Here is a 15,278-nt window from a genome sequence, read left to right as displayed (position 1 = left end):
TCCCCGGGCTCACTTCTTCCCGACGACCGAGATGTCCTTGCCGAACCACTTGGTGGTGACCTTGGCGAGGGTGCCGTCGGCGGCCATCGCCTGGAGCGCGCCCTGGACGGCGTCGCGGAGGGCGAGGTCGTTCTTGCGGAACCCGACCCCGAAGACCTCGGGCGCCAGCGACTCCTGCAGGACGCGGTAGGCCTTCCCGGAGCGCTTGATGTTGTCCTCGGCGACGATGAGATCCATCACCACCGCGTCGACGCCGCGCGCCTCGAGGTCCATGAGGGCGGTGAGGTTGTCCTTGAACTCCACCACCTGCGCCAGCGAGCCGCGGAAGGCGGTGGCGGCCTCGAGCGCGCCCGCGGCCGAGGAGCCGGCCTGGAGGCCCACCTTCTTGCCCTTGAGGCTGGCGAGGGTGGAGTAGGGCGAGCCCTTCTTCACCACCACCACCTGCGCGTTGCGCAGGTAGGGCTGGGTGAAGGCCATCGCCTGCTTGCGCTCGTCGGTGATGGTGAAGCCGTTCCAGATGCAGTCGATCTTGCCGGTGTTGAGCTCCTGCTCCTTGGCGTTCCAGTCGATGGGCTGCGGGACGAGCTCGACCCCGAGCCGCCGGGCGACGTCCCGGGCCAGGTCGATGTCGTAGCCGACGATCTGGTTGTCGTCGTTGCGGAAGCCCATGGGCGGGAAGGAGTCGTCGAGGCCGAGGACGAGCTTGCCCTTCGCCTTCACGGCGGCGAGCGAGCTGTCGGCCGCGAGCGCGTTTCCGTGGACGGCCGCGAGGCACAGCGCGGCGAGGAGGATCCTCTTCATCTGGCGGCTCCTTGGCTGAGGCGAGCGGCCGGGCGGGCGTGGCCGCGCCGCCGCTCGAAGCGCCGCGGACCTTCGCACGCGCGCGGGCGTGGGGCAAGCGCGGGCGGCGCGCTCCGGTCAGTGCGAGAGCAGGACCGGCGCCGTCATCTGCCGCAGGAGCTCGCGCAGGCTGCCGCCGTCCTGCAGCGGGAGCCCGCGCTGCGGGCGGGCGCCCATGACGATCAGGTCGGCGCCGACCTCGGCGCAGCGGTTGAGCAGCGTGTCGGTGGGCCCCAGCTCGCCCACGAAGACGCGCTCGTAGCGGGCGGTCACGCCGTGCGCGGCCAGGTGCGCCGCGACGTCGAGGTGCGGGAGCGGTCCCGGCGGGCCGGCGCTGGGCCTCTGGAAGGCGAGGAGGGTCACGCTCTGCGCCTCGCGCATGAGCGGCAGGCCGTCGTGCAGGGCGCGCGCGGCCTCGCGGCTCCCGTCCCAGGCGACCACCACCCGCTTCCCCACGTCGGGGAAGCGCCCGAACGCGGGGACGACGAGGGCGGGCCGCCCGCAGCCCACCACGACCTCCTCGACGAGCTCCTCCGGGACCCAGGACTCCCGGTCGTCGTGCTGGCCGAAGATCGCGAGGTCGGTGTAGCGGCAGCGGATGGTGGTGTGGTCGATGAGGTGCCGGGGCTCGCCGGGCTCGAGCCGCCACCACCCCGCCTCGAGGCCCGCCGCTCGGGCGCTCGCCTCGAACGCGAGCCGCGCCGCCTCCGCGGCGCGATCCATGTCGCTCCGGCCGCGGCGCCCCACCAGGCTCGCGCCCAGGGCCTCGTTCTCGGCGAACCAGCCGCTCACCTGCGCGCCGAACCTCCGCGCGAGGAGGAAGGCGAGGTCGCGGCGCTCGGTCGTGCGCGCGCCGGAGTCCACGTGCACGAGCAGCTCCTTCAAGGCCATCGCGCTCTCCTTGGCGGGCGAGGGGCCCGGGTGGCGGCCAGGATACGCCGTCCTCGAGGCGAGCGCGGCGGCGCGAGCCCGCGCGGAGCGAGGCTCGAATGGGTGCCGCGCCCGCGCTCGGCCGCCCTCACCCGGCGCCGCGCCGCGCGCCGGCGGGGGCGCCCTCCGCCGCCTTGAGCGACACCGTGAAGGTGCTGCCCGCGCCCTCCTGGCTGCGCACCGAGATGGTCCCGCCGAGCGCGCTCACCAGGCCCTGGCACATGGAGAGCCCGAGCCCGATGCCGCGCTCGGCCGGCGCCGTGAAGAAGGGATTCCAGATCCGCTCCAGGCTCGCCTCGGGGATCCCGAGGCCCGTGTCCGAGACCTCCACCACCACCCGCCGGCTCACGGCGTCGAGGCGCGTGGCGACGCGCACCTCGTGGTGGGCCGGGTCGCCGGGCGGCACGGCGTGCGCCGCGTGGAGGAGGAGGTTCAGGAACACCTGCACGAGGCGCGTCCGATCGCCCAGCACCGGAGGGATCGCCCCGTACGAGCGCTGGATGGCGGCGCGGGGCTGGAGCTCCGGGCGGGCCATGTCGAGGCACAGGTCGAGCGCGCCGTGCAGATCCACCTCCTGCGCGCCGCCGGGCGCCTCGAACCAGGAGAGCGCCATGAGGTGGCGGACGATCTCGCGCACGCGCTCCACGCCCTCGCTGGCGTCGGCGAGCGCCTCGTCGAGCGCGGCCTGCGCCTCGGCGTCGGCGCGGGCCCGGGCCCACTCCTCGCGCACGAAGCTCAGGTTGGACCGGAGGTAGGTGAGGGGGTTGTTGATCTCGTGCGCCACCCCGGCCGCGAGCGTCCCCAGCATGGCCAGCCGGGCCGCGCTCGCGAGCTGCCCCTCCGCCTCGCGCTCCCGCGCGCGGGAGGCGTCGAGCTGGGCGTTGCGCTCCGCCACCCGCGCCTCGAGGGCCGCGTTGAGCTCGGCGAGCCCTTGGGCCAGCTCCGCGTTCGCGAACCGGAGCCGCACCGCGTCGGCCAGCGCCCGCCCCGCCGATCGCGAGATGGCCGTGGCCGCCGCCCCGAAGACCGCGACCAGGATCCCCATCCCGACGCGGAGCCGGTCCCCGCCCGAGAGCAGCAGCAGGAGCACGGGCAGGAGCGCCGGGACGGTGAAGGCGAGGAAGGCGGCGGGCCGGCTGGAGCTGCTGAGCGCGGCGCCCGCGGCCATGCCCCCGAGCACGAAGGCGAGGAAGACGAGGTGCGCGAGCGAGCTGCCGGGGCCGAGGAGGGCGACCGGGGCCGCGCCCCACAGCGCGCCGTTGAGGGCCGCTCCGGCGACCGCCCGCCGCGCCCACCGCTCCGCGTCCACCGGCGCGGGCGCGGCGAGGAAAGCGGCGCCGATCGCGAGCCGGCCCCCCGCGACGAGCCACAGCGCTCCAGCCCACGCGAGGAGCCGCACGGAGGGAGCGTGACCCCACAGCACCACGAGCACGATCGCGGAGTTCAGGAAGACGGTCGCCTGCGCGACCGCGTTCCGCTCGAAGAGCGCGCGGACGCACTCGGCGCGGACGAGCGCGTCGACGCGATCGAGGCCGCCGGTCGCCGCCGCCTCGTCGGGCCTCTCAGGCACGCAGCCCCCGCTGCTCGCGGATCCGTGCGAGCCTCCGGACGCTAGCAGGCCACGGACGCAGCGTCACCTGGAGAGCGCCGCCGCGCGGGCGCCCCTCGGAGAGGCGCGCCGATCGCCCCCTCCACCGGCGGCCCGGCGAGCCCTGGCCCGCCCTCCCCGCTGCGCGGAATGAATAGCTTTTCACCTGGACGTCTGCCGGCCGCGGGCGAGAGGCGCCCGCCGCTCACGAAGGGGGAACTCACCATGCAGAAGGCTCACTGGATGGCGCTCGCGCTCCTCGCCGCACCGCTCACGCAGGCGCGCGCGGCCGACGAAGCGCAACCGGCCAAGGACCGCGCGGAGGCGGTGAAGGATCGGGCCGAGGCCGACGCGCAGCGCAAGAAGGCCCACGCCGACGCGGAGAAGGACAGGATGAAGGCGCAGGCCGACGCCAGCGCGGACGCCGCCAAGGCGGACGCGAAGGCCGCCAAGGCCGAGGCGAAGGCGGACGCGAAGGCGGCCAAGAAGGAGGCGCGCCACCACAAGAAGGCGGTCCGCAAGCACACCACCACGACCACCACCGAGGGCGCCGCGCCGGCCGACACGGCGCGTTGAACGGCAGCGTGAGCCGTCCCGCCCCCGCCGGCCCAGGGAGGCTCGGCCGGGGGCGGCCGGCGGCCGCGGCGGCGCAGGGCGGGGCGCCGCCGCCGCGCTCGAGGCCGTGGGATACTCCGCGGCATGAGCGCCTCGCCCGAAGACGTCCGCCGCGCGACCCTGGAGCGCCTCGCCGCGCTCGGCTTCCGCGACCTCCCGGCGGTCCCGCTGCTCGAGGGCGCGCGCGTCCGCCGCACGCTCCCTGAGGTTCGGGCGCGCATGCTGTGCATCCACACGGCGCTGGTCCTCGCCTACCGCGGCATGACGCGCAAGGCGACGCAGGGCTGGGTGGAGCGCGCCGGCCTGGGGCTCCACCTCTCGCCGGGCGAGCGCCAGCTGGTGGCCCGCTCCGATCGCGACCTTGGCGTGCGCCTCATGCATCGGGTGGAGGCGCTGTGGGCGCTGGCGTGGGCGGCGGGGCGCGCGCCGGCGCTCGACCCGCTGGAGTGTTGCTCCGACGAGCTGGCGACCTGGTTCCCCGATCCGAGGCAGCCGCAGGCCGCGCCGCAGCTCGAGCTGCCCGGGCTGCGAGGGGAGGCGGAGCTCATCGCGGCGTGCGACCTGTTCCGTTGCCTGGAGGGTCACGCCTTCCGCTCGGGCCTCCTCCTGAAGCCGCTCCGCCCCGGCGTCCGAGCCACCGGGTACTCGGCGATGAACCGGCGGCTCGCCCTCGAGTGGCTCCTCGTGACGGATCGGTGGGATCGGCCGGACGGGGAGCCCGACGGCGGCTGGATGCTGCAGGGCGTGACGGCCACCTGACCTCCGCCCGGCCCAGCGCGCGCCGGCCGGCTGCCGGCGTTGCGCCATGGACAAGGCACATCCGTCCGGGGCGCGGGGGCGTATAGAGGCCTCCTCGCGGGGAGCGAGAGAGGCCCCGTGGGCGGATCGAGGCGGTTCGAGCGGTGGCAGGACCTGGCGGCCTGGCGCGGCGCGGGGCGCGTTCGATGAGCAACGGCGAGCTACGAGCGAGCACGAGCGCGCGCTCCTTGGCGTGGCGGCTCGCCGCGGGCGTGCTGGCCATCGATCTGTGCGTCGCGGCGCTGGTCGCCTATCCCCTCCGGCAGGAGCTGGCGCAGCAGCGCGCGGCGGCGCTGGCGTCGGCCGGGAACCTGGCGCACCTGCTCGACGACGACCTCACCGCCGCCCTCGACAAGATCGAGCTGGCGGTCCACGCGGCCGCGGACGAGTGGGAGCGGACGCCGGAGGCCGAGCGCGCCGGTCCGGCGCTCGACGCGTTCCTCGAGCGCGAGCGGGCGCGCGTCCCCGACCTCGCCGGCCTGCGGATCACCGACGGCGCCGGGGTGATCCGGCACGGCGCGCCGAAGGCCCTCGCCGGCGTGGGCGTGAGCCTCGCCGACCGGGAGTTCTTCGGCCCGCTCCAGGCCGGCGCCCCGGCGGGCACGTTCGTCACCAAGCCGTACCTGGGGCGGCTCAGCGGCCGGCAGATCCTGGCCGTGGCGCGCCAGCTCGCCTCGCCCGACGGGCGCTTCGCCGGAGCGGTGGCGGGCACCTTCGCCCTGGAGCGCCTCTCCGTCCTCCTCTCCACCCTCGACGTCGGCCCGCACGGCTCGGTGTCGGTGCGCGCCCGGGACCTGAGCCTGGTGGCGCGCAGCGGCCCCCCCGGCGACCACGTCGAGTTCGGCAGCACCAGCGTCTCGCCCGAGCTGCGGCGCGTGGTGGACGCCGGCCTCGCCCACGGGACCTACGACGCGCGCGCGGGCGCCGACGGCTTCGATCGCTCGTTCGCCTTCCGCAAGCTGTCGCGCTACCCGTTCTACGTGCTGGTCGGGCTCGCGCCCGCGGACTACCTCGCCGCCTGGCGCCGGCAGTCCCAGCTGGCCGGCGGGCTCGTGGTCTTGTTCTGGTGCGGGACCATCGCCGGCGCCTGGTTCGTCCACCGGGCCTGGCGGCAGCGGCTCCAGTACGAGCGGCTCCTGGTGGAGCGGACCGAGCGGCTGCGCGCGAGCGAGCAGCGCTACCGGGTGGTGGCGGACAACACGCACGACTGGGAGTTCTGGGCCGGGACGGACGGCCGCCCGAGCTACGTGTCGCCGTCCTGCTTCGCCATCAGCGGGCACACCGCCGAAGAGTTCCTGGCGGACCCCGGCCTGCTGCGCCGGCTGGTCCACCCGGACGACCGGGCGGTGGTGGAGGCGCACGAGCGCGAGGTGAAGGCGCGGCCGGGGCCGACGCAGCTCACGTTCAGGCTCGTGCGGCCCGACGGGCAGGCGCGCTGGATCGAGCACCGCTGCAAGCCGGTGGTGGACGCGGCGGGGCAGCCGCTCGGCCTGCGCGGCAGCTACCAGGACATCCACACGCGCAAGCTGGCGGAGGAGGCGCTGGCGCAGGAGAAGGAGCGGCTGGCGGTCACGCTGCGGAGCATCGGCGACGGCGTCATCGCCACCGATCTCGAGCAGCGGGTGGTGCTCCTCAACAGCGTGGCGGAGCGGCTGACCGGCTGGACCGCCGCGGAGGCGGAGGGGAGGCCGCTGGCGGAGGTCTTCCGGATCGTCCACTCCGAGACGGGGGCGCCGGTCGAGAACCCGATCGCGAAGGCGCTCGCGACCGGCAGGATCGTCGAGCTCGCCAACCACACCTCGCTCCTCCGTCGGGACGGGCGCTCGTGCGTCATCGCCGACAGCGGCTCGCCCATCCGGGACCGCGACAGCCGCATCATCGGCGCGGTGCTGGTCTTCCGCGACATCACCGTCCAGGAGCGCGCGGAGCAGGAGCTGGCTCGCGTGCAGCGGGTGGAGTCGCTGGCGGTGCTGGCGGGCGGGATCGCCCACGACTTCAACAACCTGCTCACCAGCATCTTCGGCAACCTCTCGTACGCGCGCGAGGCGGTGGCCGGGCCGCCGGAGGTGGCGGAGGCGCTGGCGGACGCCGAGGGGGCCTCGCTGCGCGCGCGCTCCCTGACGCAGCAGCTGCTCACGTTCGCGAGGGGCGGCGCGCCGGTCAAGGAGCAGGTGGACCTGGCGGAGCTCGTCGAGGAGACCGCCCGCTTCGCGGCGCACGGCTCGGGCACGGCGTGCCAGTTCGACCTCGCCCCCGGGCTCGCGGCGGTGGTGGACGCGGGGCAGATCGGGCAGGTGGTGCAGAACCTGGTGCTGAACGGCATCCAGGCCATGGCCTCCGGCGGGACGCTCCGCATCTCGGGCGCGCCCTGCGCCGTGCCGGCGGTGAACCCGTTCGCGCTCCCGCCTGGACGGTACGTGCGCCTCACGGTCCAGGACCAGGGCCCCGGGATCGCCCCGGAGGTGCTGCCCCGCATCTTCGACCCGTTCTTCACCACCAAGGCCGAGGGGAACGGCCTCGGGCTCTCCATCTGCCACTCCATCGTCCTCAAGCACGACGGGCACATCGAGGCGGCGTCGCGGCCGGGCGAGGGGGCGGCGTTCCACGTGTACCTCCCCGCCAGCGACGCGGCGGCGGAGCCGCTCGAGGCCGCCGCGGCGGAGCCCCCCGCGCCTGCCGGCGGCCGGCGCGTGCTCGTGATGGACGACGAGGACGCCATCCGGGCGCTGGTGGCGCGGACGCTGCGGCCGCTCGACTACGAGGTGGTGGGGGCGCGCGACGGGCAGGAGGCGCTCGCGCAATACGCCCGGGCGCAGGAGGAGGGTCGCCCCTTCGCGGCCGTGCTGATGGACCTCACCATCCCCGGCGGCATGGGCGGGAAGGAGGCCATCGCGAAGCTCCGCGCGCTCGATCCGGGCGTGGTGGCCATCGTCTCGTCGGGCTACTCGACCGACCCGGTGATGGCGCATCACGCCGACCACGGCTTCCGCGGCGTGCTGGTGAAGCCCTACCTGGCCGAGGACCTGCGGCGGGTGCTGAGCCGCGTGCTCGGGTCCAGCAGGGCTCAGGGCTGACGAGGGCGCGCGGGGCGCCCGCGCTCCGCGCTACTTGTCGCGGTAGGTGATGCGGCCGCGCGTCAGGTCGTACGGCGAGAGCTCCACCTTCACCCGGTCGCCCGTGATGATGCGGATGTGGAACCGCTTCATCTTGCCGGACGGGTACGCCAGGACGACGGGGCCCTGGTCGATCTTCACGCGGTACATGCCGCCGCTCGACTCCTCGACCCGGCCCTGCACCTCGATGCCAGCTTCCTTCTCGCTCATTCAACTCCCTGAAAGTACGTGTGAAAAAAGTAAACGGCCCCTTGGACCGAGGCCGCCGGTAAGACACCGGCCTCCATTCTACACCGGACGGGCGAGTTTTGCAGGGCGCTCGCGGCCTCCCGCCCCCGGGGACGGGACCTCCGCCAGCCTCGCCCCGAGCGCCGCCCGCAGCGGCGGCGCCACCCGCCGCCCCAACCGGACCTGGGGCGTGCCGTGCCAGCGGGCGCTGGCGGTGAGCGCGGCCGCCAGGTCGCCGAGCAGCGCCGGGCCGGCCGCGACCCCCGGCTCGAGGTGCAGCGCCTTCACCTCGAAGACGCCGCGGACCCGGTGAGCCTTGGCGTCGAGCCGGCCGACCAGCGCCCCGCGCCGCAGGATGGGCAGGACGAAGTAGCCATGGCGCCGCTTGCGGGCCGGCACGTAGCACTCCAGCCGGTAGTCGAAGCCGAACATGGCGAGCGCGCGCTCGCGGTCCCACACCACCGGGTCGAAGGGCGAGAGGAGCGCGGTGTGCGTGGCCGCGAGCTCCCCGCCCGCGGCGCGGCGCAGGAGCGGCGCGTGGTCGCGGTGGACGAAGCCGGGCGCCGCCCAGCCCCGGACGCGGACCTCGAGCAGCCGGCCCGCCTCGACCAGCGGGCGGAGGTCCTCCGGCGTGAGCCGGGGCCGGGTGCGGAAGTAGTCGTGGATCCAGCGGGCCTGGGTCACGCCCAGCGCCCGCACCGACTGCTCGATCACCGCCTGCCGCGCGGCGGCCTCGTCCGGCGGCTCGCGTCGCGCCGCGGCGGGCAGCACCCGCTCCGCGAGGTCGTAGACGCGCTGGAACCGCTCGCGCCGCGCGACCATCAGCTCGCCGAGCGCGAGCCACGCCTCGAGCCACGCCTTCTCCTTCTTCCACCCCCACCAGCCGCCGTGGCGCGGCCGCGCGCTCGCGAAGTCCGAGGTCTTGACCGGCCCGCGCCGGCGCACCTCCTCGAGCAGGGCCGCCATCCCCTCGCGCTCGTCGGCGAGGAGCTTGCGCGCCCGCTTGACGAACCAGTGCTGGCTCGTCGCCAGCACCCGCCGGTGCAGCCCGTGCTCCTCCACCGGCGCCAGGCAGGCCTCGTGGGCCCAGGTCTCGAAGAGCGCCGCCTCCGCCAGCAGCTCGTCGAGCCACTCGGGTCGGTAGGCTTCGCCGAGCCGGGCGTGCAGCACCAGGTGGTGGCTGCGGGCCACGACGTGGATGGTGTCGAGCTGGAGGAGCGCCATGCGCCGCACCGCGGCGAGCACGTCCTCGCGGCGAGCCGCGCGGGCCGGCGGCGTGAGCAGCCCCTGGGCGGCGAGGTGGAGCGCGCGGGCCTGGGCGGCGGTGAGGGTGGGGCGGGGTGCCATGGGTGCCGAGAGGCTAACCCGGCTTGACGCCGGGGCGCCTCTCGAACCATGGTGCGCGCCCCATGCCCGTCCAGAGTGGTGCGGTCACCTTCGCGCGCTTCAGCTCCGAGCCCGCCGGCGCGCGCGCCGACGCGAAGCGGTGGCTCGTCCGCGGCCTGCGGAAGCGGGCTTTCACGCCGCTCGAGGCGCGCAAGCCGGAGCTGGACCGGGCCGCCGGGTTCGTGGAGCTGGCGGACCACGACGCCACCGGCTTCGAGGCCGGGCTGTTCGAGGGTGAGCACGCCCTGTTCGCGTGGCGCATCGACCAGCTCAAGGTGCCGGCCAAGGCGCTCAAGGCGGAGGTCGATCGCTGGGCCGCGGCGTTCGCGGCCGAGCACGGCCGGCCGCCGGGCCGCCGCGAGAAGGCCGTCCGCAAGGAGGAGGCGCGGCAGCTGCTGCGGCAGCGGGTGGAGCCGTCCTCGAGGGTCGCCGACGTGAGCTGGAACCTGGAGACCGGCGAGGTCGCGATCTGGGTCACCTCGCGGAAGACGGTGGACGAGATCACCGCGGCCATGGAGGAGGTCTTCGGCGTGACGCTCCACCCGGTGTCCGTCGGCGCCACCGCGTCGCGCGCCAAGCTGCCGGAGGCCGCGCTCGGCCCGACGGCGGCGCTCGTAGGCCTGCAGGGTGAGGGGGTGTCGCGTGGCGAAGCGTGATGCGGCGCGCGCGGAGGCCGCCTTCCTGCGCGGCGACGCCGGCGTGGACGGCGCGGCGACCGACGCGGACCAGCGCGACGCGGTCGAGATCGAGCGGGACAAGGCGCGCGACGAGGTCCTCCGCGGCCGGACCTGGCTGGGGCGCGAGCTGCTCACCTGGCTGCTCTGGCGGTCGGAGTCGGGCGATCCGCTCGTGCAGGTGGAGGGGGCGGGGCTGGTGGTCCTCTTCACCGGCCGCATCACGCTGCGCGGGATCGCGGGCGAGGTGACGGAGCTCACCGCGCGCGGCGCCGAGGCGCCCTACGCGGCGCAGGTCCGGCGCGCGCTCGACGCGGGGCTGCTCGTGCACCAGGCGCGGCTCCGCTTCACGCACGGCGAGGACGACGCCCAGAAGGTCTACGAGGCGACGCTCGACGCCGAGCACCTCGACGTCCGCGCGGCGAAGCTGCCGGAGCTGATGGCGGAGGAGGGCGACGACCGGATGCTCGAGCGGCTGTCCCTCGCGGCGCAGCTCTCGCGCTTCGTGGACGCGCTCGTCGCGGCGTTCCTCGAGGAGCGCGCCAGCCGCGCGTGGGGAAAGCGCACGGTCCCGGCGCTGAAGCGGTGGATGCAGGCGGGGTAGGCGGCTCGTCCGGGCGAAGGCCAGCCGTGCGTGGGCCGGAAGGGCCGCAGCGTGACCGCCGTGCGGTTCGCGGCGAGCAGCCCCAACGTCAGCGGACGGAGGTGCACCCCATGGTCACGGAAGCGCTCTACGTACGGCTGGAGGCGAAGGCGGGGAAGGAGGAGGCCGTCACGAAGTTCCTGAAGGACGCCCTGCCGGTGGTGGAGAGCGAGCGAGACACCCAGGCCTGGTTCGCGCTTCGCCTCGGCCCGACCTCCTTCGGCATCTTCGACGCGTTCCCCAACGAGGCGGGGCGGCAGGCGCACCTCGCCGGCCAGGTGGCGGCGGCCCTGAAGAGCAAGGGCGGCGAGCTGTTCGCGGCCCCGCCCACCATCGACCGGGCGGACGTCCTGGCGGCGAAGCTGCCGCACTGAGCGCGCATCGTGGCGCCCGGCGGTGGCGCCTGGGAGCCGACGGCGCTAGCTCGAGGGCATGGAGAAGGTGAACGTCGCCGAGAAGCTGGCGCGGTTCCAGGACCTCTGGAAGCCGCGCGTGGTGGCGGAGCTGAACGGGCAGCACGTGAAGGTCGTGAAGCTCCGGGGCCCCTTCGTGTGGCATCACCACGAGCGTGAAGACGAGATGTTCCTGGTGGTCCGCGGCAGCCTGCGGTTGGAGTTCAGGGATCGGGTGGTCGAGCTCCAGGCTGGAGAGCTGCTCGTGGTGCCTCGCGGCACGGAGCACCGACCCGTGGCCGAAGACGAGGTCGAGGTGCTCCTGTTCGAGCCCGCCAGCACGCTCAACACCGGGAACGTCCGCGACGAGCGGACGGTGGCCGTGCCCGAGCGCATCTGAGCGAGGTCTGGGAAGGACCCTGGCCGCGCCTGGGTGCGGCTCAGCGCTCCTTGCGGTAGAGCCGCATCGCGATGGGCGACGCGACGACCACGATCAGCGTCGACGCGAGGAGCGTCCAGAGCACGTCGCCGCCGGCCGGCTGCCCGTGCATCAGGTGGCGGGACGCGCGGGCCAGGTGCGTCACCGGATTGCGCGCGACGGCCGCCCGGAGCCAACCTGGCATCGTCCCGAGGTCGACGAAGATGTCGCTCGCGAACGTGAGCGGCATCAGGAAGAGGAAGCTCGTGGTCATGACCGACTCGGGCGTCCGGACGAGCATCCCCACGATGATCCACGGCCACGAGAGCGCGAAGCTGAAGGTCAGGACCAGCGCGATCGCGAGGAGGACGCCCGCCGCGCCGCCCTGCGGCCGGAACCCCAGGATGAACCCCACGACCAGGATCAGCGCCGACGCGATCGAGTACCGGAACACGTCGCCGGCCAGCGCGCCGAGCAGCGGCGCCGGCTGCCACATCGGGAGCGAGCGGAACCGGTCGTAGAGGCCCTTGTGGATGTCCGAGTTCAGCCCCACGCCCGTGTAGACGGTGATGAAGAGCACCGTCTGGACGAGGACGCCGGGCAGGAGGTACTGCACGTACTGGCGTGGGGTCCCGGCGAGCGCCCCGCCGAAGATGAACGTGAAGAGCAGCGTGAACATGATCGGCGTGACGGTCACGTCGAAGAGCTGGAAGGGGACGTGCTTGATCTTCAGCAGCGCCCGCCACGCGAGCGTCAGCACCGCGGACGGAGCCGAGGCCGGGCGCGGCCGCGCGCGGATCGCGAGGACCTCGTGGGGCCCGTTCATCGCTCCGGCTCCCCCTGCGCCGGGCCCGCCGCCCGACCGGTGAGCGCGAGGAAGACCTCGTCGAGGCTGGGGCTCCCCACCGAGAGCTGCGCAACCTCGATGCTGCGCTCGCTCAGCGCAGAGAGGACCGCCGCGGCCTGCGCGGCCGTCTCGAGGCGCGCGGCGATCTCCGCGGGGTCCGACGCCGGCAGCACCCCGCCGCCGAGCACCCGGGTGACGAGCTGCTGCGCCTCGCCGCGCTGGCCGGGCTCGACGAGGCGCACGTGGAGCGAGTTCGAGCCGACCGACGCCTTCAGCTCCCGGCTCGTGCCCTCTGCGATCACGCGGCCGTGATCGACGACCGCCATCCGCTCGGCGAGTCGGTCCGCCTCGTCGAGGTACTGCGTCGTGAGGAGCACCGTCGTGCCCTCGGCGGCGATGCGGCGCACGAGCTCCCAGACCTGCGCGCGGCTCCGCGGGTCGAGCCCGGTCGTGGGCTCGTCGAGGAAGAGGATCTCCGGGATCGCGACGAGGCTCGCCGCGATGTCCATGCGCCGCCGCTCCCCCCCGGAGTAGGTCCGCACCTGCCGCCCGGCGGCGGCCGCGAGCTCGAAGGCCTCCAGCAGCTCCGACGCGCGGCGCCGCGCGTCGCGCCACGACAGCCCGAGCAGCCGGCCGACGAGCACGAGGTTCTCCTGGCCCGTCAGATCCTCGTCCACCGAGGCGAACTGCCCCGTCAGGCTCACCTTCCTGCGGACCTCGCTCGCCTCGCTCACCACGTCGTGCCCGAGGACGGCGGCGCGGCCGGCGGTCGGCCGCAGCAGGGTGGCGAGGATGCGGATGGTCGTCGTCTTCCCGGCGCCGTTCGGGCCGAGCAGGCCGTAGACGGTGCCCTGGCGGATGCGGAGGTCCACGCCGTCGAGCGCCCGGGTCGGACCGAAGTGCTTCGAGAGCCCCACCGTCTCGATCGCGTTCGTCATCGCGGCGCCGGCCCCGTCAATCCTCGAACGCCTCCCTGAACAGCTTCATGGAGGCGTCCCATGACTTCCGGTCGGCGTCGGCGTCGGCGTCGTAGGCGAGCGCGTCCATGCCGGCACTTCATCCCGTGCATGCGTTCCCCCGGAGCGTCCTGTCATTTCGCGCCGGGGTGGCGCGCGCAACTTCGCCGTGAGCGGCTCGGAAGGAGGCTGAGGGGCGCCAGCGGCGTCGCCGGCGGCTATGCCAGGTACGCCGGAGAGGTCTCACGTACCCTGGAGGGAAGCACGATGAGCGAGGAGCGCGTGGCGCCCGAGACGAAGGGAGTGGCGGTCAAGATGATCTCGACCATCGACCTGGGTCCCGAGATCGAGGGCATGGCAGGGCGCCAGCTGCGAATGCGCATGGTGACGATCGAGCCGGGAGGCGTCTTCGGCCCGGTTCACGACCACAAGGACCGACCCGGCGCCGTCTACATCCTGCAAGGCACGATCACCGATCACCGAGATGGCGTCGCCACGGACTACGGGCCGGGGGCGGGCTGGCCCGAGGACCGGCACACCACCCACTGGCTCGAGAACCGAGGGCCGATTCCGGCGGTGGAGATCTCGGTCGACATCGTCAGGCAACCGTGAGCGGCGGCGCCCTTCGCGGCGCCCCCGCGTGCGGCGCGAGGCCCTCGCGCCAGGGCGACAGCCTCGGGTGACGTGCCCCAGCGGCGGAGAACAGTCGCTGACCCCACGCAGGGACGGCTACCCATCCTGGCGGCGCGGAGTCGTAGGCGCGGGCCCACAGGAGCCACCGGAGCGGCACGCGCTGGACGCCCTCGGTGCGCGGCGCCGCTCCGTCTGCTCGAGCGAACCGGGGCGGCGCAGGGGGAACGATGAAGGGCATTCACGGTTGGCTCATCCGGTGCTGCGCGCTCGTGCCGCTCGCCGCGCTGAGCGCGAGCTCGGATGGGCGCGCGGTGCCCGGAAGCGGGGTCGCATCGCGGTCGGCGCAGATCGAGGGGTTGAGGCTCCACTACCTCACGGCCGGGCACGGCCCGACCGTGATCCTGCTGCACGGCTACGCGGAGACGTCGCGGATGTGGAGGCCGCTCATCCCGCGGCTCGCCGAGAACTTCAAAGTCATCGCGCCCGACCTGCCGGGGATCGGCGACTCGGAGATCCCGAAGGACGGGTTGGACATGAAGACCGCCGCCGTCCGCGTCCACGCGCTCGCCCGGGCGCTCGGCGTCGAGAAGGCGAGGGTCGTGGGCCACGACATCGGGCTCATGGTGGCATACGCGTACGCGGCGCAGTACCCCGCCGAGGTCGAGAAGCTCGTGCTGATGGACGCCTTCCTCCCCGGGGTCGAGGGGTGGCGCGCCATCTACGACGACCCGGCCATCTGGCACTTCCGGTTCAGCGGCCCGACGCCGGAGGCCCTCGTGAAGGGGCGCGAGCGCATCTACTTCGAGCACTTCTGGAACGACTTCGCCGCCGACAAGCGGCGCTCGATCGGCGAGGGCGATCGGGCGGCCTACGCCGCCGCCTACGCTCGGCCGGGGCGGATGCGGGCGGGCTGGGCGTACTTCGTCTCGTTCCCCCAGACGGCGAAGGACTTCGAGGAGCTCGCCCGGACGAAGCTGCCGATGCCGGTGCTCGCCCTCGGTGGCGAGAAGGCGAATGGAGCCGCCCTGGCCGAGCAGGCCAAGGCCGTCGCGGTCGACGCGACGGCGGTCGTCCTGCCGGAGACCGGGCACTGGGTGATGGAGGAGCGCCCGAAGGAGACGATGGACGCGCTCTTGAAGTTCCTCTCCAGGTGATGTGCCCGGACGAGCCGGGTCAGGTGGTTCCGGGGCATGACCGAGGCCCCTGTCACGTCTTCG

16 protein-coding genes are annotated in these 15,278 nt (G+C 74.4%); 9 read left to right on the top strand and 7 right to left on the bottom strand.

Going from position 1 to position 15,278, the window contains the following annotated elements:
- Positions 1-9: 9 nt before the first annotated feature.
- The 3 genes from HWY08_RS18140 to HWY08_RS18130 all read right to left on the bottom strand — a co-directional run bounded on the left by HWY08_RS18140 (position 10) and on the right by HWY08_RS18130 (position 3,340).
- The gene (locus tag HWY08_RS18140) at positions 10-801 is read right to left on the bottom strand and encodes an amino acid ABC transporter substrate-binding protein (RefSeq protein ID WP_176067830.1); all 792 of its coding nucleotides are present in this window, start codon (positions 799-801) and stop codon (positions 10-12) included.
- A gap of 117 nt (positions 802-918) precedes the next feature.
- On the bottom strand, positions 919-1,731 hold the full coding sequence (locus tag HWY08_RS18135) for a universal stress protein (RefSeq protein WP_176067828.1): 813 nt from the start codon (positions 1,729-1,731) through the stop codon (positions 919-921).
- Positions 1,732-1,858: 127 nt separating this feature from the next.
- Positions 1,859-3,340: a sensor histidine kinase gene (locus HWY08_RS18130; RefSeq protein WP_176067826.1), complete on the bottom strand. Its 1,482-nt coding sequence runs from the start codon at positions 3,338-3,340 to the stop codon at positions 1,859-1,861.
- A gap of 243 nt (positions 3,341-3,583) precedes the next feature.
- On the opposite strand from HWY08_RS18130, the gene HWY08_RS18125 reads away from it, so the two are divergent.
- From HWY08_RS18125 to HWY08_RS18115, 3 genes are all read left to right on the top strand, one after another.
- Entirely contained in the window at positions 3,584-3,934 is a 351-nt protein-coding gene (locus HWY08_RS18125; protein WP_176067824.1) for a hypothetical protein, read from the top strand.
- A gap of 123 nt (positions 3,935-4,057) precedes the next feature.
- Positions 4,058-4,732 carry a DUF4272 domain-containing protein gene (locus tag HWY08_RS18120; RefSeq protein WP_176067822.1) on the top strand — a complete coding sequence of 225 codons (675 nt, stop codon included), beginning with the start codon at positions 4,058-4,060 and terminating at the stop codon, positions 4,730-4,732.
- 227 nt (positions 4,733-4,959) lie between these two features.
- Complete coding sequence (locus tag HWY08_RS18115; protein ID WP_176067820.1) at positions 4,960-7,845, top strand: PAS domain S-box protein; 2,886 nt, start codon at positions 4,960-4,962, stop codon at positions 7,843-7,845.
- Positions 7,846-7,875: 30 nt separating this feature from the next.
- Here HWY08_RS18115 and infA read toward each other — a convergent pair whose 3' ends face one another.
- Both infA and HWY08_RS18105 read right to left on the bottom strand, forming a co-directional pair.
- A complete protein-coding gene (gene infA, locus HWY08_RS18110) occupies positions 7,876-8,094 on the bottom strand; it encodes a translation initiation factor IF-1 (protein ID WP_176067818.1) in 219 nt (72 codons plus the stop codon).
- A gap of 78 nt (positions 8,095-8,172) precedes the next feature.
- Positions 8,173-9,459 carry a winged helix-turn-helix domain-containing protein gene (locus HWY08_RS18105; protein WP_176067816.1) on the bottom strand — a complete coding sequence of 429 codons (1,287 nt, stop codon included), beginning with the start codon at positions 9,457-9,459 and terminating at the stop codon, positions 8,173-8,175.
- A gap of 62 nt (positions 9,460-9,521) precedes the next feature.
- Here HWY08_RS18105 and rdgC point away from each other — a divergent pair, with 62 nt between their 5' ends.
- The 4 genes from rdgC (at position 9,522) to HWY08_RS18085 (ending at position 11,607) form a co-directional block, all read left to right on the top strand.
- A complete protein-coding gene (gene rdgC / locus HWY08_RS18100; protein WP_176067814.1) occupies positions 9,522-10,154 on the top strand; it encodes a recombination-associated protein RdgC in 633 nt (210 codons plus the stop codon).
- Complete coding sequence (locus HWY08_RS18095; protein ID WP_176067812.1) at positions 10,141-10,776, top strand: hypothetical protein; 636 nt, start codon at positions 10,141-10,143, stop codon at positions 10,774-10,776. Before rdgC ends, HWY08_RS18095 begins: the two co-directional genes overlap by 14 nt.
- 110 nt (positions 10,777-10,886) lie before the next feature.
- Positions 10,887-11,189: a putative quinol monooxygenase gene (locus tag HWY08_RS18090; protein WP_176067810.1), complete on the top strand. Its 303-nt coding sequence runs from the start codon at positions 10,887-10,889 to the stop codon at positions 11,187-11,189.
- 58 nt (positions 11,190-11,247) lie between these two features.
- Positions 11,248-11,607, top strand: a complete 360-nt coding sequence (locus HWY08_RS18085; protein WP_176067808.1) for a cupin domain-containing protein — start codon at positions 11,248-11,250, stop codon at positions 11,605-11,607.
- A gap of 40 nt (positions 11,608-11,647) precedes the next feature.
- On the opposite strand, the gene HWY08_RS18080 is transcribed toward HWY08_RS18085, so the two are convergent.
- The gene (locus HWY08_RS18080; protein ID WP_176067806.1) at positions 11,648-12,451 is read right to left on the bottom strand and encodes an ABC transporter permease; all 804 of its coding nucleotides are present in this window, start codon (positions 12,449-12,451) and stop codon (positions 11,648-11,650) included.
- The gene (locus tag HWY08_RS18075; protein ID WP_176067804.1) at positions 12,448-13,410 is read right to left on the bottom strand and encodes an ATP-binding cassette domain-containing protein; all 963 of its coding nucleotides are present in this window, start codon (positions 13,408-13,410) and stop codon (positions 12,448-12,450) included. The genes HWY08_RS18080 and HWY08_RS18075 overlap by 4 nt, the downstream gene beginning before the upstream one ends.
- 285 nt (positions 13,411-13,695) lie before the next feature.
- Between HWY08_RS18075 and HWY08_RS18070 the strand changes: the two genes are divergently transcribed.
- Together HWY08_RS18070 and HWY08_RS18065 are read left to right on the top strand one after the other, a co-directional pair.
- Complete coding sequence (locus HWY08_RS18070; RefSeq protein WP_176067802.1) at positions 13,696-14,040, top strand: cupin domain-containing protein; 345 nt, start codon at positions 13,696-13,698, stop codon at positions 14,038-14,040.
- Between the two features lie 377 nt (positions 14,041-14,417).
- The gene (locus tag HWY08_RS18065; RefSeq protein ID WP_235969696.1) at positions 14,418-15,215 is read left to right on the top strand and encodes an alpha/beta fold hydrolase; all 798 of its coding nucleotides are present in this window, start codon (positions 14,418-14,420) and stop codon (positions 15,213-15,215) included.
- The last annotated feature ends 63 nt before the right edge of the window (positions 15,216-15,278 follow it).

Origin of the sequence: Anaeromyxobacter diazotrophicus (genome assembly GCF_013340205.1) — a bacterium.
In the GTDB taxonomy this organism is placed as follows: domain Bacteria; phylum Myxococcota; class Myxococcia; order Myxococcales; family Anaeromyxobacteraceae; genus Anaeromyxobacter_A; species Anaeromyxobacter_A diazotrophicus.
The sequence above is the reverse complement of the archived record's forward strand: the minus strand, read 5'-3'. Positions and strand labels throughout refer to the sequence as shown.